Annotated in this window: 12 protein-coding genes; 1 reads left to right on the forward strand and 11 read right to left on the reverse strand. The window is 36.0% G+C overall.

Annotation, left to right across the window (positions count from 1 at the left end):
- Positions 1-198 precede the first annotated feature (198 nt).
- From QLQ94_RS18410 to QLQ94_RS18445, 8 genes are all read right to left on the reverse strand, one after another.
- Complete coding sequence (locus tag QLQ94_RS18410; RefSeq protein WP_271334158.1) at positions 199-2,646, reverse strand: pectate lyase family protein; 2,448 nt, start codon at positions 2,644-2,646, stop codon at positions 199-201.
- Positions 2,647-2,652: 6 nt separating this feature from the next.
- The gene (locus tag QLQ94_RS18415; RefSeq protein WP_271334157.1) at positions 2,653-4,983 is read right to left on the reverse strand and encodes a DUF5703 domain-containing protein; all 2,331 of its coding nucleotides are present in this window, start codon (positions 4,981-4,983) and stop codon (positions 2,653-2,655) included.
- A 304-nt stretch (positions 4,984-5,287) separates the two neighbouring features.
- Positions 5,288-6,721, reverse strand: a complete 1,434-nt coding sequence (locus QLQ94_RS18420) for a sialate O-acetylesterase (RefSeq protein ID WP_271334156.1) — start codon at positions 6,719-6,721, stop codon at positions 5,288-5,290.
- A 361-nt stretch (positions 6,722-7,082) separates the two neighbouring features.
- A complete protein-coding gene (locus QLQ94_RS18425) occupies positions 7,083-10,508 on the reverse strand; it encodes a glycosyl hydrolase (RefSeq protein WP_482498080.1) in 3,426 nt (1,141 codons plus the stop codon).
- A gap of 275 nt (positions 10,509-10,783) precedes the next feature.
- Positions 10,784-14,128, reverse strand: a complete 3,345-nt coding sequence (locus QLQ94_RS18430; RefSeq protein ID WP_271334154.1) for a glycoside hydrolase family 2 TIM barrel-domain containing protein — start codon at positions 14,126-14,128, stop codon at positions 10,784-10,786.
- 255 nt (positions 14,129-14,383) lie between these two features.
- Complete coding sequence (locus tag QLQ94_RS18435; protein ID WP_271334153.1) at positions 14,384-15,493, reverse strand: glycoside hydrolase family protein; 1,110 nt, start codon at positions 15,491-15,493, stop codon at positions 14,384-14,386.
- Between the two features lie 158 nt (positions 15,494-15,651).
- Positions 15,652-17,334, reverse strand: a complete 1,683-nt coding sequence (locus QLQ94_RS18440) for a glycoside hydrolase family protein (RefSeq protein ID WP_482498082.1) — start codon at positions 17,332-17,334, stop codon at positions 15,652-15,654.
- 173 nt (positions 17,335-17,507) lie between these two features.
- The gene (locus QLQ94_RS18445) at positions 17,508-19,700 is read right to left on the reverse strand and encodes an alpha-L-rhamnosidase-related protein (protein WP_427401623.1); all 2,193 of its coding nucleotides are present in this window, start codon (positions 19,698-19,700) and stop codon (positions 17,508-17,510) included.
- 595 nt (positions 19,701-20,295) lie between these two features.
- Between QLQ94_RS18445 and QLQ94_RS18450 the strand changes: the two genes are divergently transcribed.
- Positions 20,296-20,508, forward strand: a complete 213-nt coding sequence (locus QLQ94_RS18450; RefSeq protein ID WP_271334150.1) for a helix-turn-helix transcriptional regulator — start codon at positions 20,296-20,298, stop codon at positions 20,506-20,508.
- 253 nt (positions 20,509-20,761) lie between these two features.
- On the opposite strand, the gene QLQ94_RS18455 is transcribed toward QLQ94_RS18450, so the two are convergent.
- The 3 genes from QLQ94_RS18455 to QLQ94_RS18465 form a co-directional block, all read right to left on the reverse strand.
- Positions 20,762-22,342 (reverse strand): sodium:solute symporter, encoded by a 1,581-nt coding sequence (locus QLQ94_RS18455; RefSeq protein ID WP_271334149.1) that lies wholly within the window; start codon positions 22,340-22,342, stop codon positions 20,762-20,764.
- Positions 22,339-23,403, reverse strand: coding sequence for a Gfo/Idh/MocA family protein (locus QLQ94_RS18460; RefSeq protein WP_271334148.1), 1,065 nt, complete (start codon positions 23,401-23,403; stop codon positions 22,339-22,341). Before QLQ94_RS18460 ends, QLQ94_RS18455 begins: the two co-directional genes overlap by 4 nt.
- A gap of 213 nt (positions 23,404-23,616) precedes the next feature.
- Entirely contained in the window at positions 23,617-26,124 is a 2,508-nt protein-coding gene (locus QLQ94_RS18465; protein WP_482498085.1) for a right-handed parallel beta-helix repeat-containing protein, read from the reverse strand.
- Positions 26,125-26,504 lie beyond the last annotated feature (380 nt).

The raw sequence follows: 26,504 nt of genomic DNA on the forward strand, positions 1-26,504 counted from the left end.
TCTGTGTGCTGTTTTTTCACGCAGATTTAAAAAGATTTGAGCAGATTATATTTTAATTGTATTATTAAAAAAATCTGCGTGAATCCGTTTAGATCTGCTTCATCTGTGTGCTGTTTTTTCGCCACGAATTCCACAAATTAGCACTAATTTTTTTGATAATTAATTCGTGGAAATTAGTGTAATTAGTGGCAAACTTTTTTATTTGACAAAGAAATTAATCACACGGCTCATTGAGTCTCCATCAGCATCTTTTACTGAAATGATGAAAGATGCAAAACCTTTATTGGTTGCAGTAAACTGAACTTCTTTTCCTTTTAAAGTAACTTTCCCATTTTTTACTTCAGAGAATGTATAAACCGGTTTCTTCTCATATCCTTTGAAATAATCCTGCACTGAAAAAGCCACTTTTCCTCCGGAATTAATAAAATAATGAGGCGTTGCCAGCCAATCTAAATAATTTTCTAATTGCGTAAAACCATCTTTATCTGTGTCTGAATTGGCATCCGAAAAATCTCCTGCTTTAGAATTTTCGTTTAAGCCAAATGCTTTTTCCCACCAATTTGGTAATCCGTCATGATCGGTATCAAAATCAGCTGGGCGGGTTTCTGTGGCAAAATTGGGCCATCCTCCGGCATCCGCTTCATTATCGATCATTCCGCCTAAACCACTTTTGCTGCCTTTATAAGTATAAGTTCCTTTTAAAGTTTCATCGACAATTCGGTTATCGTGTTTGTCAAAGAAAGGCTGATTCGCACCCACATCTGAAAGTACATCTTTATAAGCCGCTCTAGCCGACTGAGTAGTCACAAATGATGGAAAAAATGGCTTATCGACGAAAGTTTCATAATTGACCATCTCTCTATTTGATACGGTCATTTTTCTTCCTTTTTCCTGAGATTTCTCATCGAAATAACCCGGCATCACATTCCCATTAAAATAATAACGCTGCATTCCTTTTCCAACTCCCTCATGCTGCGCATTTAACGCTACAAAAATATTCGTTGAAGCTCCGGGCTTGTAAAAATTATTGACAAAATTAACTTCATTTGCACCGCCATCAGTTGTACGATGTCCCCAGTTGTATACTACATTATTGGTGATATCTAACCTGCCGGAATAGAAACCATCTCCGTTTAAGCCTCCGCCAATACTCCAGTTACGACCGTAATTGTGCGCCAATAAATTGTGATGAAAACTACCTATATCACCGCCAATTGTTGCTGCATAACCGTGCATTTTTCCAGCTTCGTATTTATCGTGTCCTGCCACATTTAATGCTTCAGAAATTAGTGTTCTTTGTAACGTAATGTGATGCGCACCACGAGAACTAAACGATTCGTCAATTGTCCAGCTAATCGAGCAATGATCAATAATACTATAATTTGCACCCGTTAATCCCATTCCGTCAAAAGTTGTACCTCCGCCAATTCTCACTTTCAAAAATCGAACAATACCGTCATTTCCGGTAAGCCCAATTGGAGCTCTGCTCAATGTAATTCCTTCACCAGGAGCAGTTTGTCCTGCGATTGTAATATAAGGCTGATTTACTACTAATCTTGATGCCAGTTTTATATTTCCGGATACATTAAAAACAATCGTTCTTGGACCAATTTCCTGATTTACAGCATCACGTAAACTTCCGGGACCATCGTCATTTAAATTGGTAACTTCTACCACTTTTCCACCTCTTCCTCCTACTGCATAACGTCCGTATCCTTCAGCTCCGCGGAAAGCCAATTGTGCCGGTTTAAATGACCATACATTTCCCAAAGTCACTTCTCCTTTATGATCTACTTCATCAACTCTCCAGTAATAGGTTGTACCGCTGTATAAATCAGAAACTGAAAAAGATTTATCAGTTAATTTTCCTTTAAATTCTTTTGAAGATTCTGTCGCATTGCTCACACCAGTTTCATCTTCTCCGAAATACAATTTATGGGCTGCAACGCTTTTTGGAGCATCCCATTTTAAGATCAGAGTTTTAGTTACTTCAACATGCTCGTCTCTGTTTTTAGGTTCCGGAGTACGCGCTTGATTCATTAAATTTGGTGTGTCAATCTCAAAACCATTGATCACAATTTGTTTTACCACATCAGGATTTGTGGTTGGATCTATTCCAAATCGAATGATCACATCCTTAGATTTCTCAGCATTAAAAATAAGATATACCATTGCAGCATCAATCTTAGCATTCGCTCTTTGACTTGCATTGACAGTTTCTGCTAATTTTCCGTTTACATAAATTTTGATGGGTGAAAAAGTCTTTCCTGTAATCACATCAAAAGCGTTATGAAAAGTCAGCATAGTATGTTTCCCTTCTTTTAATCCGCTTATTTTTAGTTCTAAATTTTCAGCAGTAACCAGACCGTCACTTCCTAATCTGTTATAAAAAGGCGCATTCATACCTACTTTATACCATTTTGATGTAAAGTTTCCTTTTAGTTTAAAGGTTACATTATTAAAGGATTTCTCCGCTTCTTTTGCATCGGTGATTACCCAGGAATCATAACTGGGATCGTGAACTTCTTCTAATCTTCTTTGAAAAAAATCAAAATCGACTTTAACGATTTGTTTTTCAGATTGTGCTTGTCCGTTTGCAGCAAAAAGTAATGCTAAAGCAAAGGAACTAACTAATTTTTGTATCATGTTTTTTTAATTTATTTTTATTTTTTCTTCTACCGTTTTGTCCAGCAGATTTATCACATCTTTTTTTCTTTCTTCCGGAATCACTTTTAAAACTTTTAATTCGCCATTTATAAGTTCAGCTTCAACAGTTGTATTTTGTTTTGCATGTAGTTTGAAATGAACGTTCCACTCTTTTGGCCAGGCCGGAAAAAGATAAATCTTCCCGTTGTTTTCCTGCAACAACATTTCCTGCATTCCTATCATTCCTGATCCGCCCCAATTATGATCCGGAACCCAATCGAAACCCGGACCCCAAAATGCCGGAAATCTTCGGTCTGAATTGGCCATTTTAAACACATTATATTTTGCTGCTTCATTGGTTAATCCTAATCTTGCTGCAAAAATATTATCCTGTTTCCAGCCCACATGACTTCTGAATTTTACCGCATCAGTATCATATTTCCATGTATTTAAGGCTGTTTCTAAATCCGGTTTCCCGATTCCGTAAATTCCCCACGGATAAACCGGATATAATTGTGGAACTTCAGAATTGTTAATTCGCTCCCATGTTTTTGCAGGAACTAATACTTTTTTATTGTTTATCTCTCCGAAATTCAAAGGCGGAATCCTGGTTTGAAATCCTTTCAGGTATTCTAGATCTTCTTTGGGTAATTCTTTTTGTGAAAGGTTTAAAAGCTGCTCTGTAATTACTTGCAAAGCCGAAATCGTGCTATTGGCATTATACGTCATCTTATACGTTTCTGCTGCTGAACCGGGATAAAGAACCAAATGTCCATTACCATCCAACGCTTTTCGACCTCTTTGTTTGGCTAAATATTGATAGTGTTCATCAAAAAAACGAAGACAACTAATAATAAATTGATTGTACTTCTGAATGTCTTCTCCTGCATATTCTTTTTGTTGCAACATCATTTGGCAAAACTCAAAAACCGTGTCCCATTCGTATTCTAACCACGCGTTATATTCCATTCCTGGATCGTAATCTGCGGGGCGTTTCCAATCGTATTCAGCAGGATTTGGCAAACCAAAATTTTCTAATTGCTCTGTAAAAGATGCACCGTTATGTTTCCAATAAACCTGACTTCTTAATTCGGCATTTTTTTGCAGGCTCAGGTAATAATCCAACTGCGATTTCATCATATCAAAATCACCGCTTTTTATCATCGGAAAATAAACCAATCTTTGATTCTGTGCTGTCATCGTTCCACCACCCCAATTCCTAAAATCAGGTGTAAAATTCAAATCGGGATTTGTAAAAACAGGATCAACCGTAAAAAGTCCGCCATTGAATTTCGTTGGATATTTTCCGTACGCATTGCAGCCTAACATATAGCGAAATAATTGATAGTTTTGCCCAATCTGATAGACAGAATCCTTTGCTATAGAATTGCTTTTTTGTGTATAAATAAAGCTTCTGTTCCAGAAATTATTCCACCATTTGATCGTGTTTTTTTCTGCTTGTTTTACAGTATTTTTATTTGATGAAATTTGATTTTTTAAATCCGTATTCCAAGTCTGAATATCTTTTTGGCTTGTATTTAAATAAAGTGCTAGCGAATGCTTTTTTGAAGGTTTTATACTTGAAAGACTAAATCCTTTAAAATCTGTATTTTGATACATTCCGGTATAACTTCCGTCCGGTTTTAAATTATTTCCGGTCATGAATCCGCCAAAAGTAAGATTCGCCAAAGGATTCAGCATTTGATCCTTTACGGATTCCATTTTTTGTTGTTTTACCGCAACATCAAAAATAGTTTGTTCTCGATTTCTGTGATAGAATTTTACGCCATTATTTTCAAATGAAACAGAATCTTTGTACGTGATAATATCTCCCTGAGGTGCCCATTTATAAGAATTGGCATTATTTGCTTTTCCTTTCGAATCTCTGTTTTTATAACGCCAGCTTTCATAAGAAGCGGTCATTTTGAGGGGCATTTTACTTTCTAAATCCAGATGAATTACAGGTTTAAAGACATCTACCCAAACCTTGATTTTGGTACTATTTTGAGCAATCAGAACATAACCGTCTTTCAATACCAATTCCTGATAAAAACCTTTATCATCCTTGAACGGATTTGGTGTTAAAGTCACTTTTACGCGACCTAATTTCAATAAAGTATTATGTTCATCAAAAGTTCCGCTGCGCGAAAAATAAAAATACAAATCTCCTTTTTCTACCCAAACATTCAAGCCAATATCACCACCGCCTAAGGGCATTGATTCTGACGCATTATTGCTTTGCGTATTCCAGATTTGATTGTAGTTATTGAGCGCGGGAATTTGCGCTTTACTAAAAAGCGTTATAAAGAAAAGTATAAATAGTATATTATTTCTCATCGTTTTCTTTTCTGAAAGGTTTCAAAAACCTTGTAGGTATCTAAATTTTAATTTTCTATCGCAGATTGAGCAGATTAATTCTTATATTTTTTTCATTTCTTGTCATTTCTCGCTCGAAACTTCGCGAGAGAAATAATACTAGATGCTCCATTCAGAATATTTTCAATCTTTGTCGAATTACGAGTGTGATTTACTTCGTCTGTTCGCTATGGCTCGAGTCTCCCTTCGGTCGAAATGATAAACCAGGCGTCGAACTCTTAACCTATACCTCATAACTCTTAACTCTTAACTCTTAACTAAAATCCTACCACTCATCTGTTCTGAAAGACGAAACAGGCAAACCTCCTGCACTAAACAATTCTGCTTTGGCAAAATCTTTAAACAAATATCTTACTGCAACTGGTTTCGCTACTTTATCAGAAGTCAAAACCACTGATTTTCTTCTTACTACGGTTTTTGCGGGATAAAACACTTTGTCTTCTCCTGCCAATTCAAAACCGGTAACTTCTTTATCATATGCTGTAATTCCGTTGGCGACATCATCAAAAGAAACTGTAACCGAACCGTCTTTTATTTCCATCGATTTGTATTTCGGACTTTCGAATTCGAAACCTTCAATTCCGTAAGTTCTGGCCAAAGCCTGAAAAGCCAGTCGGTTTCCGCCTTTTTCCTTGTCCATTGGGTGAATACTATTTTCTTCTCCAATATCCATTAAAACTACCATTCCTGAATTCGGGATTTCCTTTGTCGCTTTCAATTGTGCTTCTCTTAAATAAGCCGAATTGTATTTTTCCAGATAGTCTTTTGGATGAAATGTAGCATAATTAAATGGTGCGATCTGAGCGTAATAAAAAGGGAAATCGCCTTGTTTCCATAACGTTCTCCAACTGCTCACCATTTTCTTCATTAATGCTGCGTATTCATTAGCTTTTTCATAATTCGATTCGCCCTGATACCAGATACAGCCTTTGATTCCGTAGCCAATAACAGGCGAAAGCATTCCGTTAAACAAAGTTGTCGGAACACGATTTGGATCTTTCGCTAATTCTTCTTTTTTTGTTGGGATTTTAGCGCTTGCGAAATCTTTCAGCATTTCCTGATTCATCCACGCTTCCATGCTTGATCCTCCGTAAGAAACGTGAATTAAACCAACAGGAACATCTAAAACTTCTTGCAAAAGTGAACCAAAATACCAGGCTGTTGCACTAAAATTAGCTGTTGATTTTGGAGAAGCAACTTCCCATTGACCTTCAAAATTATCCAATGGTTCGAGAACTGTTGCTCTTGGAATCGTAATCAAACGAATGTTTTTCTTGGTTGATCTTACAATGATTTCATTTCCGTTTTTCACAGGTTGCCCTTGAAAACCTTTCAAAGGCATTTCCATATTCGATTGTCCTGAGCATAGCCAGACTTCACCAATCAATACGTTTTTTACGATTACTTTTTCAGTTCCTTCCGTCACTTCTATCGTAAAAGGCCCTCCCGCAATTGGGGTTTGCAAGGCCACTTTCCATTTGCCCAGATTGTCTGCTTTTGCTTTGTAAATCTTGGAATTCCAGGATGTTTTTATGGTAATGTTTCCATTCTTTTCTGCCCACCCCCACATTGGTGCATTCGACTTTTGCTGCAGCATCATATTGTCCGAAAACAATGCAGGTAATTTGATTTTTGCATGGATTTGAAAGCTTGCAAAAAGCAATAGAAGTGCAATAATTAAATTTTTAAAATGTATCATTTCTTAAGTTTTTTTTAGCCACGAATTTTATATTATAATCTTTCTACAATCATTCGTGAATTTCGAGGCTTTTTTTATTTTAAATTACAACGCATTAAAATCCGTTGTTCCAATCTGATCGTCCATCGGGTTAAAACCCGACGCTACAATATGAATCGTTCCTCCGGAACTTTTAAGTTACGCAAAAGAGCCATCGGTTCAAAACATATTATAGAGCTGGACTTTAGTCCAGTCCATAGGGTTAAAAACCCCACGCTATAATGTAAATCGTTCCTCAAAACTTTTACGTTACGCAAAAGAGCCATCGGCTCGAAACATATTATAGGGCTGGACTTTAGTCCAGTCTACAAGGCAAAAACATTTATTTTTCTTTCAAAATCACAACCGGCCCTAACAACCCTGCTTTTAATAAAGGCTCTCCCTCCAATCTAAAAGGCGCTGTTGTCCAGGTTAATCTTTCTTCTTTTGGTAATTTCTCATCACCAATTAGTCGGTTTGCCCATGTATTGGTAATTTTGATTTCGATTGTATTTTTTCCTTTTTTCAAGGCTTCAGAAATAGCAACTTTATAAGGGAAAGTCCAAATTGTCCCACACTCTTTTCCGTTAATGGTTACTTCTGCGAGATTAGCAATTGTCCCCAGATCCAACCAGATTTTATCAGTATTTTTTCCTTTCCAGTTAACCTCCTTTTTATAAATTACTGTTCCGGAATAATATTTAATCTGATCATTTTGAGATGTACTCCAGTCAAAAAGTTTGTTCGTTTTTACCACTTCTTTCGGACCTTTAAATTCAGGATCAAATTGCAATTCCCACTTTTCATCTAAAGTCTGAACCGTTTCAAATTCGGCTGCTTTATTATAATCCTTTGCAACGACTTCTTTTGTGTTTTCTTTAAAAATCACAAAACCGGACTCGTTTTTATCTAAAGTCAAAAGCACAATTGTACGTCCGTTTTCGATTTTCCAATTTACTAAAGATGAAGTTTTATCTGTTACAGGATTGTACCATTCCGGTCTTTTTCCGGCAACACGAAATGAAGCTTCAAACTCTCTTTTTTCTTCTTTCTGATTGGATATAAAGTAAATATCTTCCGTTGAAGATTTTCGATGTGTCCAGGCAATCGTTTGGGAATCATCTCTATTTAATTTTGGAAAATAAATATCCTGCTCAATTCCAATTGAAGTGAAGTCCTTTCCTTGATAAGGCAATTTAATTACTGTTCCTTTTCCTATTTTCCATGAAGAAACATTCTGTTTATTATTCCAGATTTCATCTAAAACACTCTGCCATTTTTGATGATTCTCTTTGGATTGTATTCCGGGTTGCAAATCTGGTTTTTCATGAATAAAAACGGTTGCTCCTTCTTTTATCAACTGAAGCATTTTTTCGGCTACAGCCAAAGAAATCAATTTATTTGGAGCCATTTTATGACTTCCCGGAAACAATAAAGCGCCGTACTCGATACTATTACTAAAGATTACTTTTCCGTTTTCTACTTTCGTATTATTCAATAAAACATCGGAGTTGAACGAATCATATTGATAACCATTCATGGCATTGATCCATTGCGATAAATCCGTAGAATTTTTAGTAGACGTTACTTCTTTTGGGATTTTAATACTTGGCTGACCTTCATTTTTTAATCTAATGGTTTCACTTTCAACTCTTGCTGCGCCAAAAACATTCGGAATAAAAGGTACCAATCGATCCGGAAGTACTGAACGCGATGGCAAATCTTCACCAATAAAAATGGCCAAATCAACAACAGGTTTTCCTTTTTGCAATTGAAACTGAACTCTCTGACAATAATCAAACCAGGCTTTTCCGGGTTTCCACCACGTTTGGTCTCTCTGAAAATAAGTTCCTATATCGTTTAAAGTCATTCCCGGTTTACGATCTATCCACGGATTATGAACGAAAACATGATAGAAAAGACGGTTAATTCCAAGAGCGTAATTTCGATCTGCTAAAGTTTTTAAATTTCCCGGATGTTCGTCCCAATCCATTCGTAACGCTGTAAAAGCTTCTGCCTGAATAATGTCTTTTCCGTAAATATGTCCGCCCGAAATAGCATCCAGCATATCGTTTGGTTTATCATGTGTTGGGCTTTTTAACCAAAATTCACCACTAGGATAATCGATATGTTTAAAATGTAAAAGTCCGTCGCTCATCATCGTTGGTGCCACATTCTCTGAACTGAATTTCACGTTTGCTTTTTTAGCTTCATCAGCTAATGTTGCAAAAAAGTTATCCGCAACCAATTCTGAAATCGTCTTTCTAACATCGTACAACACTTTCTCTGAAGTCTGAATATCTTTCACTGGAATTCCCGCCATAACCGGCAAATAATCTACTATATCATAACCTCTTCTCTTTTTAAACTCCTCTCTAAAAACGGGCGACCAGTTCTGGCTGCCGCATTCCCAGCTATCAATATGTAATATTTTGACCACTTTTGAAGCTAATTCAGGACCCGCAGTTCTAAGCATTTCGCCAAACCAATGATCCAATTGAAAACGAATGGCTTCAGGATTAAACTTATCTACTTCCAGACCTCTTCCTGCTCCTGCCGTCGCGTTTTCATGCCCTGTCGATGTATATCCAAAACGGATAATTCGCCAATTTTCTTTTGATGCAGCTTTCCAGTTTAGAATTCCTTTCTGATCCACAAACTTCGAGATATTAATCATTTTTGATGGATCAATACAATCAGCTCTACTGATTTCTTTGTCTGTTATTTGTGGACTCAAACGCCAAATGGCTCCCGACTTTCCCTGATAATTATCGATCAAGGGTTCATTCGACAAGAGTATTTTTGCGACTTTCAAACCCTGATTCCATTTTGCGGGATCAAGATCTTCTGCGCCTGGTTCTGTTCCTTCCGGATCATAAATGAACCTGAAATATTTGGCTTTTGTTGGTACAATACTATGGGTGTAAAAAGCATCAACATCCTGCCAGCCGTGACGCGGGGTTATCAATCGACCAAGGCTTTTAAAGTTTTTGCCATCATCACTAAATTCAATGATTAAACGATGCGCCTGATAATTATTTCCTTTGGTTTCTATCTGAATCGATTTGCATAAAAACGGCTCATTAAATTCATATTGTATCCAGCCTTTTTCCTTTAACCTAAATTGATCGTCTTTACTACTATCACTTAAAAATGATGCATCGAAATTAGGAACAGTAGATGTAATTCTTGGGCGATTTTGATTTGATGTTGTATATGCTTCTTTAACCGGAACAGCAAATGTGGCAATATCTTTATAATAGTCTTTGTAATGATTTGGCGTTGGTAATTGCAGTTTTTTGAAACTATAGCCGTTTACCGTAATATCAGCCCAAACTACTTTTTGCATCGACATTTCGGGTGTAATCCAGGGACCTCCGGCAACGGCAAAACCATCAGCGGGATGAAAAGCGATTTTTACGCCTAAACGGTCTGCTTCTGTCAAAGCCCAACGTACCAAAGTCCAGAATTCAGGACTTAGTTGTAAAACCGGCGGATTGATCAATGGCGGACTTGCCGGTCCTTTAATGGTCATTAAATAGGCACCCCCAATTCCGGCTTGTTTCATCGCTTCGAGATCAGCTGTGATCCCCTCTTTTGAGTAAGCACTTTGCATCCAATACCAATATACCCAAGGTCTTGAGGATTCGATTGTGGGCTGAAACGGATTATTTTCTTTTTTATGGATTTGCTGCGCGGAAATGAGTCCCGTGAAAAATAATACATAAAAGAAGATTGTTTTTTGGAACATTATTATTGTTTTTTTCATTCGTTTGGCAAACCCGACAGGTTTTAAAAACTTGTCGGGTTCAATACATACTATTTTATTCACATTTTTGTCATTTCGACGAAGGAGAAATCACACGCGAAATTCCGTAAAGAACTTCGATAATCTTTGTCGAGCTACTAGTGTGATTTACTTCGTCTGTTCGCTATCGGCTCGAGTATCTTTTCGATGGAAATAACAAAATATATCTTTAATCTCTAAGCTTCTAAACAGAAATACCTAACAGGTTTTAGAAACCTGTTAGGATAGATCATAACTTAATACTTAAATTTTTTCAAACTTTCATCCAGGCCATTTTTTGAACCTGAAAAAGGAACGAGATAAAAACTATATTGATAATCTCCGGACTTAATTTGATATTGTTCTAAAGGTTGGGCTACTAAAGTCCAACTGTCGTTTCCTCCCACTCCCATCTGAATCAAATCGATATTTACCGTTAAAAATCCCGGATCTTTCAGATCAAAAGTATGTTTGGCGGCGCTTAGATTTTCCTGCGTATATGGCCACGCGCTCATGCTTAAAACTTTGGAATCATCGACAACCAATAAACCTTTATTTTTTTGAGGTGTTCTAAAAGCCATCCATCTTACTTCTGTTCTGTTTGCGTTTTCCTGAGGTTTCACATAATGCTCCAGAAAATCATTAATTGGCAACGAATATTTCCCTACAAACGATCCAAAACTTCTGTCAATGTAATTCTCTAATTCTCCTTTTCCGTACCACGAAATCTGATCGAATTTTCTTTGTACTCCCATTTGCATTCCAATTTTTGGAATGTTTGGTAATTTGTTTGTTGCTTTCAAACTATAATCCACTTTTATAATTCCGTTTTTATTGATTTTATAAACAACCTGAACTTTCGCACTGTCTTTTATGACTTCATATTCACTCGTAATTGTTGTTCCGTCAATTGCAATCGCCATTTTTGTACTTACCACTTTTGGTTTTGCCTGATACCACGGTTTTAAAAGTTTGTGCGATTTCCAGCCTCTTTTGTCATTATCCGTAAGTGGTCTTACAAAATTAGGCAGCAGCGGTGCAAAAACCTGCTCTTCGCCATTGAAAACATAAGAACTCAAAGCTCCGTTTGCCTTGCTAATATTGATCTCAAATGATTTTCCTTTTATTTTAAAATCTGTTTCAGTTTCTGTTGTTTTAAACTTAGAATCTTTCTCTTTAAAATCAATTGTTACGTCTTGCTTTTTCAACAAAAACTGATCCTCTGCAACTGTATAACCTTTAGAAGCCCATAATTCCTCTTTTGAAAGCTGGAACTCGATATTCAGAAAATATTCGGCATCTTTTTTCAGTTTAGGCAGATATTGTTTTACATCTAAAATTGTAGATTGTCCTGCTTCTAAATTGAAAGGTTTTAATACCTGAGTTTTAATCACATTTCCGTTTTCTAATATTTTCAAAACCGGAATATAATCAGCTAAAGATTTTACGGCCTGACGATTTTTAATTTCTAATTGAAAATTATCTTTTAATGTACTTGTCGCCGGTTGGTAAATCCATTTGTTCTCATAAATAGAACCTTTTGGTTTTCCGTTAGAATCGACAATTCCTTTTGTATTGAAGTTTCCGTCATGGTATTTTTCGCCAAAATCTCCGCCATGAGCAAAAAATTCCTGACCCGTTGCCGGATCTTTTTTCAATAATCCCTGATCTTTAAACTCCCAGATGCAACCTCCAATAACTCTTGGAAGCGAACGGAATTCATCCCATAATTCTTTTAAATTTCCAACTGAATTTCCCATTGCATGAGAATATTCAACGAAAATAATTGGTCGTGTGTCTTTCTTCTGATCTACCAGAAACTTTGGTGTAAAAACTCCCGGATAGAATCGGCTGACCATATCAACGTACGGCTCGTCTTGCGGATTTTCGAATCTGTACGCGTGATCGATTGTTTTAGGATATCTTGGATCAAGTGGATCAATATAACCTTCTAATCTCGGGTTTCCTTGTGCGGGTTCATAATGTACAGGACGTGTAATATCAAAATCGTGAACCCAACCTGCCATTGCAGCATGATTTGGTCCTTTTCCGCCTTCATTACCTAAACTCCAAAACACAACTGACGGATGATTTTTATCTCTTTCGACCATTCTCGTCATACGTTCTAAATACGCATTTGTCCATTTTGGGTCATTGCTTAGTTTTCCGCCAATACCATGAGTTTCCTGATTGGCTTCGTCCATCACCATGATTCCGTATTGATCACATAAATCATAGAAATAAGGATCGTTAGGATAATGGCTGGTTCGGATAAAGTTGAAATTGAACTTTTTAATGGTGGTAATATCTTCCTTAATATCTTCTCTTGTAACTGCTTTTCCTCTGGTTGGATGCTGATCGTGACGGTTTACACCATAAACATAAGTCTCTTTTCCGTTGATAAGCATTTTTCCGTTTTCCTTGGAGAATTCAACTGAACGAAAACCAACTTTACAGCTTTTTGCTTCTGTAATATTTCCGTTTGCATCTTTTATCGACATTACCAAAGTGTACAAATTAGGCTCTTCTGAACTCCATTTTTTTGGATTAGTGATATTTTCCTTAAACATTCCAAAACGTACATTATCCAGACGAGGATAACTTTCGTTGATCATATCGATCACCGGTTTTTTAAGTGGTTCTTTGAATAAAGCTACATTATTGGCATCGTATAATTGTGCCTGAAAAGTATAATCCTTGATTTTTTCGCCTGTCAGGTTTTCAACTTTTGGTCGCAGTTGAAAAGAAGCGTCTTTGTATTCTTTGTCTAATTTGGTTTGATAAAAGAAATCCTGAATGCGTAATTTTGGCTCTGCCATAATAAAAACTTCACGCTGGATTCCGCTTACGCGCCAATGATCCTGATCTTCAAGATATGAACCGTCTGTCCAACGAATTACCTGAACCGAAACTACATTTTCGCCTTCTTTTAAATACGGCGTAATATCAAATTCCGAAGGCAAAAAACTATCTTCTCCATATCCTAAAAATTCTCCGTTCAGCCAAACCTGAAATCCGGAACTTACAGCTCCAAAATGCAAAGTTACTGTCATATCTTTCCAATTTTCAGGAACGGTAAAACTGCGTTGATAGGACCCAACTCCGTTATAATCTTTAGGAATAAAAGGTGGATTTATAGGTCGAAACGGATAAACGGCACTTTTGTAAATTGGAATATCATAACCTTTTAATTCCCAATTTGACGGGACTTCTATTTTTTTCCAGCCATTGACTTTTCCTTTATAAAAATCTCTAGAAGCTTCTTTAAGATTAGATGCATATTTAAAATCCCAATCTCCAGTAAGCATTTTAAGTCGGCTTTTTGTTCTGTCTCCTTTTAAGGCATCTTCGATATTTGTGTATGAATATGCCGTTGCTCTTGATGGTTGTCTGTTGATACTCGTAACCGTTGGATCTTCCCAAGGAGCAAATTCGTACTTTTTAGGTATTTCGGGAATTCCCGCAGGTTCTCCTGTTACGGATTGGGCATTTCCCATAACCGTAAAAAGTAAGATGCAAAATGTGAAATATAATTTATTAATCGAAAATTCAAAATTGAAAAATTGACGAATATAAATTGACATTGATTTTAATTCATTCATTATTAACTTATTATATTATGTAGTCCCTACGGGACAAAACTTATTTGCAAATGTTTTTTTTTGCTTCCAACATTTAATTCCTAACGTAATATTTCGCAGATATTAAATATTGATTTCTACCTTCTTAATACTACCAATATTAAATTCCTAACGGAATATCTAGTAGTGATTAAATATTGATAGCAACATCGGCAGCTAATGTAAAAATGTCGCGTAGGGACTATACCTATTGGCAATTCAAACTGAGACTGAAAACTATTTCTTCTTCTCTGGCGGCGCCACAAAATTCGTTTCGCTTTTGCCTAAATCTTTAGAAGTTGCTACTGCAATTCCTCTTTGTTCTGCTTTATTTACGGCGCAATAAAAATGATATACTATTCCGTTGTGTTTTACTACAAATGATTTGTGTGCAAACAAATCGTCATAAGGTTCAGATGATTTGATTAAATCTTCGCCTTTCCAATCGTTCCAGTGAATCAAATCATTCGAAACCGCAAAACGGTTAAAAGCTCCGGGTTTCCAGAAAGCACCAAAATAAAACATCACCCAGGTATCGTTAATTCTCTGAATGTATGGATCGCCTGTAATTCCTTTATGATTGTTCAATATTGGATCTTTACCAAAACGTTTCCAGCTTTTCATATCGTTAGAGACTGCCATTCCAATTCTTTCTGCTCCTTTTGCTGGTTTCAAACTATCGCCACGGGCATTGTAATACATGATGAAATTATGTCCGGTTTGTTTTTCTGTATCTCTGATTACGGTATTTTTATACATCGTGCTGTTATCCCACCAGCTTACGTCCTTATCTTTTGGAGTCAGAACAGGTTTGTCCAGACGATCAAATTCATGCGCTTTTGTTGGTGATTCTTTGGTATAAGCCATTCCAATAGACAATACTCCGGCTTCGTAACCTTTGCTGTCTCCGCCAAAATAACTCATCCAGTATTTGTCATCGTATTTTTCCCATTCGTAACTTCCTCCCCATGTTGGATCCTGCAACGAAATATATCCTGCTTTTTGGTTGACATCCCAATGTTGTTCATTTTCAGAAAAAGACATTACTTTTCCTAAATGTTTCCAATGCAATAAATCATCACTTTCTGCCAGCCAGGTTTCGTAACCTCTTCCGCCATAGATTAAATACGTCATGAACCATTTTCCGTCTTTTCTAAACACACTCGGACAATCCATTTTATAGGAGTTGTCTGTGGGAACCATGACCAAACCATATTTGTAAGGCGTTTTGATCTCGTTGTAAATCTCCTGCATTACGGTTTCGTTGATTTCTCTTTTCTTGTATTTTGTTGCACAACTTGTTATGGCAAGTACTGTTAAGGCGATTAATAAATATTTAATTTTCATTTTATGTTATTTTTGCCACGAAGGCGCTAAGTCGCTAAGTTTTTTATTTGTTTGCGAACAATTTAATCTCGCAAAGACGCAGAGTCGCAAAGTTTCTATATTCTTTACTCTATACTCTATATTCTATTCTTTAAAATCTTGTTTCTTATATCTTTTTTCTATTTCTTCAATTCTTCTAAACGGGATTCCATTACGTCTTTGTTTAATTTTACTTTAACCATTCCCATTGGGTGAAATCTTCTTTTTAGGTCGATTGCGGCGTAAACAATGGTGTAAACGTCATTTCCTTCTGGAATTAGACATAATGGCGTTCTCATAATATCCCACCATTTATCGACTTTTGTTTCTATGGGAAGATATCTTGCTTCTCCCCAATTTTTACCATCTTTTGATACTGAATAGGCGATCATATTAGGCAAATGATGTCCCCAACCGTCCGGTCCTCCATCAAAAATGGCAATATATAAACCGTTTGGTAGCTGACTCACAATTGGATTTTCTACAAAAAACGGATGCATTGTCTTTATCGGATTATTGCCCTCTTTTATTCTTGACCATGGACCTTCTAAACTTTTTGATTCGGCTAAAGCCACAAACCAGCCTTTTCCTGATTTCTTTGGATAATCTGCCCAGGAATTAAAAGGATATGCTCCGCTGTAAAAACCAAAATACTTATCGCCTACTTTATAAGGAAAAAATGAAGCCACGCCCTGACGCCCCTCCCAAGGTTCTGAGTCTAATCCCGGTTCCATAATGATTCCCATATCCTTGTACGGACCACCAATTCCGTTGATACCGTCTACTGTCGATTCACATCTCCAAATTCTTCCAAATGAATGATTTGGTTCTATTTCTTTACTCACTGTATAGGCTAAATAATAGCCGTACCATTTGTTTGCCTTTTCGTTAAAAACCGGCATATACGACCAAATTGCGGCACGGCGATCATTCATTGGGTTATCGTCTTCGGTTACGGCGTATGTACCGCTTGCCTGATATATAGTAGATTCTCTTTTCCAGTGAATAGCATCTTTACTGCTCCAGTGTCCGATTCTTGTTTTTACGCGATCATAATAATAATCTACTCCTTTTTCTCCGGCTCTTTCGGTTGGAAACATATGATACGTATCGCCTACTTTTACCACGCGTCCGCCTTCAAAACCGCCTTGAATTCCTTCGGTTCCGGGCATTCCTTCTTCTACAACAGGTTTATTTTCTCCTCCAATAATTTCGAAAAGGGGTTTCTCGTCTGAAAATCCTTCAACGATAAACGTTGGATTCCATAATTTACCGTTCGGAAGTTCTGCGTTTCTTAAGGTTAATTTTTGACTGCTTTTCACAACACCCAAAAGGGCGAACAATCCTTTTCCCGGATTTATAGTCTGGGTTCCTTTAGGATAAGAAATCGCATAAATATTTATTGGCGGTAAACCTGTAATGGTTACTGCATTTTCTAAAACTAATTTTGAATTTGCATTATTATTTAATTGAAGATATTCCTGATTATTTTCTTGAAAAACCCCAATCAAAACCTGAACCGGTTCTTTGAATTTTAATTGCAAAGGAGTGTTTGTTCCTTTTTTATATGCTTCTAAAGGAAGTTCTACACCTTGCAAACCTTTCAATTCCGGGGCTAAACGAACAATATTATGTTTGCTTCCTGAAAATACGTGTGCGTACTGTGTTGTTTTGAATGTTTTGTAGTTTGATTTTATAACTTCAAAAGAAGCGGGTTTTAATCTCTGGCTCTGTGCCAGAACTGAAAATTGAAGACAAACTGAAAACAATACCAGAAAAACTGTATTTAATTTGAAATTGTATTTTGTATTTTTTGAAAACATTGTTTTTTTATTTTTTGAGTTTTTTTGTCATTCCAATGAAGGAGCCCGAGCGATAGCGGACAGACGCAGTAAATCGCATTAGAAATTCCCTACTTATAATCGACAATCTTTGTGGTTACGCGTGTGATTTCTCCTTCGTCGAAATGACGCACTAGACGTTTACAAACTGTGGACTAAAAACTAATTGCTTTATAACTCACTTTATATTCAATATTAGGTTTTACAATCAATTGATATTTATTTTTAGCTAATGCTGTAATTATTCCTGAATTTGTTTTAGGCTTAGCTGAACTTTCAAAAATCAATTTCCCTTCGCCTTCAGCCGCTTTTACTGTGATTTCTTTGGTACTGCAATACAATTCTACTTCTCCGTTTGGCGTTGGTACTTTTCCCTGTATCCATTTTAAACCTCCTAAATTAGGTTTGATTTCGTATTCTGAATATCCTGGTAAAGTTGGTTTTACGCCCAAATAATATTTCCCTAACAAATAAATTGGGCTTGCTCCCCAAGCGTGGCAAAGGCTTTTACCGTAAGGGCGTCCGTACATGGTTAAATGTTCTGCTCCTTTTTTGTTTGGGTTATACTCTTCCCAGAAAGATGTTGCGCCCTCTTTTAGCATTCCGCCCCAATAATCTTTCATTTCTTTTAATACGTAATCCTGTTCGCCCATAGCACACAAAGCTTCTAACTCGTAAAAACGCATGTATGGCGTTGTGATTTTAAGAATATCATTATTGAGCAGTACCTTATTTTTTATACTTTGTTTTTGCTCTTCATTAAAGTAATTGAAAAAAATACCGAACATATTAGCGTATCTCGTTACAATATCTTCTACTTTGCCGTTTATACGCTGATGCTTCATAACGTTTTGTTTTTTATCCCAAAACACATCAAATAATTTTGTCTTTAAATCATCAGCTAATTTTTTATACTCTTTTTGGTCTTCCTTTTCACCTGCAATTTCAGCACTAACCGCCATCGCTTCTAAACTTCTTGCTAAAAGCATTTGCTCAAAACTAACCTCGCCTGTTTTTGGTAATCCGTCTGCCCAATCAATAAAAACCCAATCGCCTTCTAGTGGTTCCAGGAATCCGCTTGTGTTTCTTCTTTTTAAACAGAATTCCATAAGTGACTTCATTCGCGGATAAAAAGTTGTGATAAATTTTGTATCGCCTGTGTGTAAGTAATAATCGTAAACACCCACAAACCAATAGAGCGAATAATCCATTATGATATTAACGTGAGCCGTCACAGGTTCTTTTCCACGAAGCGCTAACATCGTTCGTTCTACAGAAGCCGAATCAAAGAATAAATAATAATTCATTAAATAACTTTGATATGCGTCGCCAGACCAAATCCAACGGTCGCGTTTAATTCCGTCTATAAAAAATTCGCGGGACGTTAGATGCATTGTGTAAGCGGACACATCCCAAATTTGATTCAATAATTGGTCTGAAGATCTGAATGCACCACGATAGTCTAATGGCAAATATTCATAAAGCATCGAAATAGAATCATATTTTACCGTTGCATCTGCCTGAACCTGAACGTAGCGGAACGCTTTGGATCCATTATGTGTGTATGTTGCAGGCTGATTTCCATCAAAAGATAAATGATCTAAGGTTTCGCATCTTGCAGAATCCAGCGCTTCTTCACGAGATTCACCATAATAAAGTGCTACTTTACCTTTTCCCTTTAAACCATGAATTTTAATGTAACCAAAAGTTTCTTTACCGAAATCTACTAATTGACCAGTCCCTATTTTTTCTGCTTTTTTAGCATTCATAGGCTTGGTAGTCAGTTTAAATCCTGAAGGTTTATTCTCTGGTGCATCAAAATTCCAGGAACCAACAGGCACCCATGGTGTACCGGATTGTTGTGCTTTTCCTGTTTCATCAATCCAAAGTTTATCTTCGTTGGTCACTTTCCAGGAGGCGTCAGATTTAACATATTTACCATCGATATAAATTGTCGGCAATACTTCCTGATTATAAACTTTGAAGGAAATTTTGTGTTTTCCGGCGGGAATAGTTATTGATTTTGGCTGCCCATAAACCTGAATACCATCTAAAAGTAATTGGAAAGGTCCTTCTGAATAAATTTTTACTTCGTCTGGTGTTGGAATATCTACTTCTGTTTGAAAAGTTACCAGCGCATAAGGACTATAATATTGCCAAAGCGGCGGAAATACCGCTTCGCGTTCTGTACGTTTTACCTGCATTTTATTGCTTAACCAAACTTCAAAATCTCCTGGATACCAGATCCATGTCGCTTCTTTTGATTTTTCCTGCGCAAACAGAAAAACCGAAGAACAAAAAATAAGACAAACAAGCAAAAATCTGGAAATTGAAAATTGGTTCTGCATATAACAATAATTTAAGGCTAAAGATAAACGTTATTTTTACATTTCATACCCTGCACTGTCCTGTTTACGCGGAATAATTAACCTTTTTTATACCATGACCGTAATTTTAGTCCCTTTTTTTTATTTAATTCTTTAAATTTTATTTGATTTTTTTTCAAATAGATAATGGGTTGTGAGATTTATCACTCAGGCTTCTTAAAAACTATCATAAAAAAAAATGCTTCAGGGATTCTGAAGCACTTTTTTTATTATTCTTTAAAGTTGATCTGAGTTTAATATCCATTAAAAATATAAATAATCAATACTTTGTGATCTTTTCAATCTTAGTATTTGCCATGATGATAATTATATCTTTTTCATGTCGAACTGTTACAGATCGCCCGTATTCGAAACCGATATCTTTTAATTGTCGTTTTCCTGATCGCTTTATTTAAGTTTTTACTTTCATTAAAGAAAATATAGTAAAAATTTTATTAAAAACAATAACTAAATATATTAAAATTATAATTTTACAGCACTTTTGAATAATTTTATTATACTTTTCATTATATTTAAAATACATCATATTTGCATAAAAAAGCAATAAATCAACATTATGTCGAAACTTAAGTTAAATAAAATAAAAGTTGTTTTAGTTGAAAACAATAGAAGTAATAAGGAATTAGCTAAACATTTAGGTAAAACTGTATCCACTGTTTCTCGCTGGTGTACTAATGAATATCAGCCTTCTATTGAAACACTTTATGAAATTTCTAAATTTTTGAAAGTTGATGTTCGAGAGTTGTTGGTTTCTACTCTACCAAAATAAAATATAAAAAATCTTTTTAACCAGTACAACAATCGCAATATTGTCATTTAGACAAAAGGGAGAAATCACACAAGAAACTCCGCATAGAAATTAGTCAATCTTTATCGAAAATTGAATGCGATTTACTTCGTCTGTTCGCTATCGCTCGAGTCTCCCTTTGGTCGAAATGACAAATAGTACGCAAAAAAACAAAAAAAGACTGCCTTTTTGAGACAGTCTTTCGTTTTTATTAGAAGTTTGTTTTTATATAGTTTCAATTCCCATTAAAAACAAAATACAAAGCCAAAATAGTTAATCCCAACAAACCAAACAACAGCTTAACTTTCATACTAGTTTTAGGAATATCAACTTCAACTGAAAAATTGGTTTCAGGGCTTTTATCTAATAATGAGATTATAACTGCTGCGACTAATAATACGGCAAAAATGTAAAATGAAATCAATAAAAAGTGTGGCCAAATTGCATATTTATCGGCAGGAAATATCCATAGATATAAAACTCCCACAAATAAACTAAATGCAGAACCCCAGGATAATGTAACGTTTACAGCTTTTTTTGTAGTTGGTTTCCAAAAAATACTTAACAGAAAAACGACAGATAATGAAGGTGCTAAAAAGCCCAAAACCGCTTGAAATATATTGAATAAATTTTGTCCTTTTATATTATCGATTGCAATGGCAATCAGAATTGCAAACAAACATCCGGCTGCAATGGTGATTCTTCCAATCTTAATCTGTTCTTTTATAGTAGCTGTCGGGTTGATTTTCTTGACATAAATATCATTCGTAAAAACGGTACTTAACGCATTTAGCGACGAACCAATTGTTCCTACCAAAACGGCAATCATCACACAAATAACCAAACCGTTCATTCCGCTTGGGAACAGATTTGTGACCATTGTCATATAAGCCAAATCAGAGTTTTTGCCTAATTCAGGATATAAGGCGTAACAAAGGATTCCCGGTAAAATAAACAAAGGCAACGCCATAACTTTTAGCCAGCCAATGAAATTTACTCCCAATTGTCCCTGTTCCAGATTTTTGGCTCCTAAAACACTCTGCACCATTGATTGATCTGTACAAAAGAAAGCCACAGCAGCAACAGGATATCCTAATAAAATGGCGGGCCATGGATAATGCGCATCGTTTGCCGGCTGTACTAAATTCCAGAAATTAGAAGGTGTTTTTGCAATTAAAACATCAATTCCTCCCAATTTTTGTAAACCTAAATAAGATAAGGTTAATGAAACGACAATCAATAAAATCATCTGAAAAACATTGACTTTCGCAATGGCTTTTAATCCTCCGGCAAAAGTAAAAATTCCTGAAAAAATTACTAAAACTGTCACACTTTGCCACATTGGGATTCCAAGAATCTGACGTACTAAAACACCTCCGCTGAATAATCCTAATGATAACCAACTTACCAAAATTTTGACTAAAGCATACCAAGCTAAGATATTTTGTGTGCTGTCGCCATAGCGTTTTCCCATATATTCCGGCATTGTACTTACTTTGCTCGCAATATAACGCGGTGCAAAAACCATTGCCAAAAGCAGTAAAAAAACAAAGGCGTACCACTCAAAATTTCCTGCTACAATTCCGGTTGCGTAACCAATACTCGCAAACGCCAATAACGAAGACGGACCAACATTTGTTCCCCACATATTGAACCCAATGCTGTACCAGTTTAATGAATTTCCAGCCAGAAAAAGGGTTTCGTTTTTCTTGCTTTGCTTGACGCTAACAACCCAGCCAATAATTAATAAAGCTACCAGATAAACGGCAACAATTATAAAATCGAGCGTTGTTAATTTATCGTAGATGCTGTTCATAGCCCGTATTCATTAAGAACGTCAGCTAATTTTACTGGCAATCCGGTTTGTAGTGATTTATCCATCGCTTGTAGTAAAGCTACGGTTCCTATGCCTTCTTCCATATCCGGATACGCCGTAAATTTGAGCTCGATGCTGTCTACAAAATATTCCAGATAATTTTGATATTCTCCTGCGTGATGGCTTTGCCCTTCAAAACGGAAATAATGTTTTAAGGTTGAATCTCCCCACGTAATTACTTTTTCTTCGCCGGTTTTGTCTGTAACAGCATAACGCAATTCATGGTAATCTGCCTGACTTGCGCCTTCAGTTGCTCTTAAAATCGTACTCATTCCGCTATCACGTTGCGCAGGTTGTGTTGGCGAAGTATACACACCACTTACTCTGGCAATTCTTCCGTCTGTGGCTTTAAATATAAAATGCATCGTATCTTCATTTTTCAAACCCGCAGCACTTCCGTTACTGCTGATCATTCCATAACCCATTACTTCTTCGATATTAGGTAAATACCATCTGATAAAATCTACTGGATGACTTAAACCACCGTACAGCCATCTGAAAGACTGCAACAACGACCATTCTTTCTCTAAAAACCATCTGTGATCAGCGTGATACTGCGCTTCGATAGTAATTAAATCTCCTATTAATCCTTCTTCATAATCTTTTCGCTGTCTTTTTGCAGGTTCAAAAAATCTTGAACTCTGACCTATAAAAACCTTTTTACCTGTTTTTTTACTGAGTTCTAAAAGTGCTGCAGCATCAGAAAGATCATCAATAAAAGGTTTGGTACAAACTACATGTTTCCCGTGTAATAAAGCTTGTTTTATATGTTCAGCATGCAAATGATCAGGTGTATAAATGGCGATGATATCAATGGAATCATCTTTTAGTAAATCATCATAATTGGTTGTGTAGGAATGGAAATCAAATTCCCTTGCTCTCTTTTTACACAATTCTTCGTTTCTGTCGCATACTTTTACGAGTTCTAATTTTGAACTTCCTAAAGCTGCAGACATGGTGCTTCGGCCTTCTCCGAGTCCTAAAATGGCTATTTTTAACATTGGTTTTTTGGTTTTCTATAGTTTGTAAAGTATACTGACAGGTTTTTAAAACCTGTTAGGTATCATCATTTTTTTTTCACAGATTAAAAAGATTCAAATGATTTTAATCTGTCTAATCTTTTTATCCCGATAGCTATCGGAAGTAGCTTACTTTCTTATTGGCTAAACATACCTAACAGGTTTTGGAAACCTGTTAGGATAAATAATGTGTTATTATTTCGATTCTACTTTATTTAGAAAGATCCAGGTTTCGTCTGGTTTTGCTCCTTCGATTCCGGTTTGGTATTTTTTCATTAAAGTATTCCATTCGTCAACACGCGGATTATTTTGGGTTGTTTTTGGATTCAGTTTATCCAAATTTTCTCCTTTAGGAATACTGATAATTAGCATGAGTTGTTTTTCGTTTTTGAAAACCTGCAATTGCTGGAAATCGGCATTACAGAAACCTTTTGCGATTTCAGGCCATTTTTCGAATTGCGTCGTATGATAATCAACATACTCCTTTTGCATTTTTGAATCATCGACCAAATTGGCTGTCAAAACAATATTCTCCCATTCTGATGCCGGTTTTGAATCTTTGCATCTGTCAAAATTTTGGAAATCATAAATCGGATTTTCATAGATTTTAATTTGAATAGATGGAAAAGCCAAAGCCAACTTTCGTTTGGTTCTTTCGGGCTGATTCATCTTGCCATAAATCACCAAATGATTTTTCCATTGGTACAACGATTCGCCTACAATTCGAAATCCTTTTATAGTTGATTTTATTTTTTCGATATCAAAATCAGATCCTGTTAATTCTATCGCAACTGATTTTGGCAATTCTTGTAATCCCCAGCTTTCATCAATAAAAACCTCTTTTGTTAAATCCGTATAGGGTGCTCTGATTCCGGCGGCATCTTTGATTTTAGTAATTACATAAGGATTATTATCCTGCCAAATATTGCCTTCAGGACCGTTATTGTTTTTTAGGATTTTCTCCGTTGCAATCCAATTATTTTTGATCGTAAATCCCTGACTTCCTTCATCAGTATACAAATACAACCATAAAAACGGATCATGAGAATAAGGACTGTTGTAAACTTTATCGATATAATTCTCTTCGATTCTGCTGTTTGGTTGTGATGAAAGGGTATAAATGCCCGAAACATCATGGAGATGTTTGGCGTAATGATGAATTTTATTTCCAAGGATTTTATTGTTTTTCATCACATTTGACGTGTGTGTCCAACCCCAGCCCATTGCAATTCCGGAGTAGGATACATCTGAAATTTCGTTGTGTTCAATCGTAATATTGCGAACAAAACCAGCGCTGATTCCCAGCGTTCCCCAATCTTCAGTGGTAACGTTTGTAATCAAATTATCCGCAATTAATTCATCAGAGCAAATTTCTCTTTCGTCTTTTACATTCAATGGTAAATGGGCTTCAAAAGCTTCTTCAGAAAATACTCCAACGTTTATAGCGCTTCCGCCAATGTCTTTGAATAAATTTCCTTTTACGATATTATGATTTGTACCTTTATTTAAATCTAATCCTGTTGAGGCCAAATGCTCAAAACGACAGGATTCAAACTGAATATTATTAGCATAATTTACTTCTACCGCCGCTCTTGGTCTTCCTACCCACGCCTGATTTTCTAAACTGGCCTGATTGGGAGTTCCCGGAATTTTTAATTTATAAGCATCAAGCAAATACAAACCAGATTGCAACGGAACGTGACCTTGCTGCGAAGGACGAAGCCAATTGCTGTATTGAAACGATATTCCTTTAAATCTAAAATCGTGTACCGGAGCATCGATAGTTCCTTTTACTTCTAGTAAATTTTCTAAAACAGGAATCGTTACTTTAGCCGAATTCATATTTTCTCCGGCTCTTGGGATATAATAGACTTTGGCATTTTTCTTATCCAAATACCATTCTCCGGCTTCATTCAGCATCGAAATTCCGTTGTTTAAAAAGAAAGCTGAATTTCCGTTGTTTTTCGAAATCCATGGTGCTGGCCACGGATGTTCGCTTTGAATACGGCTTTCCGGCTGTTCAAACGAAAGTCTTGCGCTGTCTTTTTGAACTTCGATATTTTTGATTCGAAGATTGGCAACAGACCACCATTGTGTGATAAACATTTCCATTCCCGCTTCAAACTTAACAGACTTGTCTTTAAACGGAATCCAACACGTTTGCGATTCATGATCCCAGGACAAAATACGGTCCATAGTGTTTCCGGAAGTGCTCTTAGCCCTGACTGCTTTTTTATCATTTACCCATAACTGACGGTAATTAATAATTTCACCTGCAATTTTAGGCGCATCAGCGACCCAGACATTGGCTTTTTTTATGCCGTTTATTGTTGTGGCTTTTTTCCAGTTTTTAATTTCAAATCCACCACTTATTATTGGTTTTGCATTTAGATCTGCCACAATTGTTGTTGGACTTTCCGGAGTTCCTGAATCTTCAGGTCTTACAAACAATGGTTCGTTTAAATAATACGTACCGTTCATTACGATAATCTGAATCCCGCCTTTTATAGATGGATCATTTAATCGGCGTAGTTCTCTGGCTTTTCGCATTGCCATTTGTACCGTTGCCACAGGATTTGCTTTTGTGCCTGCATTGGTATCTTTTCCGTTTGGAGCAACCCAAATCTCAGCAGCGTTGACTGAAAAGACGGTACAGAAAATAAAAAAAACAATGAAAATTTTACGAAAGGAATTTGAATGCATTATTTTGAATTTTTAAACTTTTTTTGGTATTAAAATTATTGGGGAAATAATTTAAAGTAATAAAAACTTTACATCAGTAGATATTTTAACATTTACCTTAAATATATGGCACAATTTAAAAGAACATAAAAATATAAGTATCCTGTACACTCCTGCTATTATTGAAATTAAGACAGTGAAAAGATATTTTCTTAACTTTTACTATTTCTTTTGTGGCAATCTTTCGATTAAAGAGAATATTTAGAATAATTTTTTATAGATTTGTGTAATCGATTACATTTAAGTTTTATGATTAATAGTATTCCATTTTTTCTATATCAATAAAAAAACAAAGGTCATTAAACAGATTTAGCAAATAAACGCTTTCGACTCAGATTTAA

This window comes from Flavobacterium sp. B114r (genome assembly GCF_056824125.1).

Coding starts and splice junctions, on each gene's coding strand:
- QLQ94_RS18410 (WP_271334158.1), bottom strand. CDS start 2,646: ATGATACAAAAATTAGTTAGTTCCTTTGCTTTAGCATTACTTTTTGCT.
- QLQ94_RS18415 (WP_271334157.1), bottom strand. CDS start 4,983: ATGAGAAATAATATACTATTTATACTTTTCTTTATAACGCTTTTTAGT.
- QLQ94_RS18420 (WP_271334156.1), bottom strand. CDS start 6,721: ATGATACATTTTAAAAATTTAATTATTGCACTTCTATTGCTTTTTGCA.
- QLQ94_RS18425 (WP_482498080.1), bottom strand. CDS start 10,508: ATGAAAAAAACAATAATAATGTTCCAAAAAACAATCTTCTTTTATGTA.
- QLQ94_RS18430 (WP_271334154.1), bottom strand. CDS start 14,128: ATGAATGAATTAAAATCAATGTCAATTTATATTCGTCAATTTTTCAAT.
- QLQ94_RS18435 (WP_271334153.1), bottom strand. CDS start 15,493: ATGAAAATTAAATATTTATTAATCGCCTTAACAGTACTTGCCATAACA.
- QLQ94_RS18440 (WP_482498082.1), bottom strand. CDS start 17,334: ATGTTTTCAAAAAATACAAAATACAATTTCAAATTAAATACAGTTTTT.
- QLQ94_RS18445 (WP_427401623.1), bottom strand. CDS start 19,700: ATGCAGAACCAATTTTCAATTTCCAGATTTTTGCTTGTTTGTCTTATT.
- QLQ94_RS18450 (WP_271334150.1), top strand. CDS start 20,296: ATGTCGAAACTTAAGTTAAATAAAATAAAAGTTGTTTTAGTTGAAAAC.
- QLQ94_RS18455 (WP_271334149.1), bottom strand. CDS start 22,342: ATGAACAGCATCTACGATAAATTAACAACGCTCGATTTTATAATTGTT.
- QLQ94_RS18460 (WP_271334148.1), bottom strand. CDS start 23,403: ATGTTAAAAATAGCCATTTTAGGACTCGGAGAAGGCCGAAGCACCATG.
- QLQ94_RS18465 (WP_482498085.1), bottom strand. CDS start 26,124: ATGCATTCAAATTCCTTTCGTAAAATTTTCATTGTTTTTTTTATTTTC.